Origin of the sequence: Streptomyces sp. SID12501 (assembly GCF_010550245.1) — a bacterium.
In the GTDB taxonomy this organism is placed as follows: domain Bacteria; phylum Actinomycetota; class Actinomycetes; order Streptomycetales; family Streptomycetaceae; genus Streptomyces.
The window spans coordinates 1-418 of record NZ_JAAGLU010000811.1; the positions used below are offsets into that span (position 1 = coordinate 1).

The following is a 418-nucleotide window of genomic DNA, read 5'->3' on the forward strand; positions in this document are numbered from 1 at the left end:
AAAGATAGCGACGACGGCAACGTCGCCCCCAGGTCAGGGCCCGCAATAAGCACACTCCCCGCACATCCAAGGAGCGGACACATGCCCATCGCAACCCCCGAGGTCTACAACGAGATGCTCGACCGGGCGAAGGCAGGCAAGTTTGCCTACCCGGCGATCAACGTGACCTCGACCCAGACCCTGCACGCTGCACTGCGCGGCTTCGCGGAGGCCGAGAGCGACGGCATCATCCAGATCTCCACCGGTGGTGCGGAGTTCCTGGGTGGCCAGTACAACAAGGACATGGTCACCGGCGCCGCCGCCCTGGCCGAGTTCGCGCACATCGTGGCCGCCAAGTACGACATCACCGTCGCGCTGCACACGGACCACTGCCCCAAGGACAAGCTGGACACCTACGTCCGCCCGCTGATCGAGATCT

1 protein-coding gene is annotated in these 418 nt (G+C 64.8%); it reads left to right on the forward strand.

Annotated features, from left to right (window positions below):
• Positions 1-81: 81 nt before the first annotated feature.
• On the forward strand, positions 82-418 hold a 337-nt coding region (locus G3I71_RS48585; RefSeq protein WP_203733214.1), incomplete at its 3' end, for a class II fructose-bisphosphate aldolase.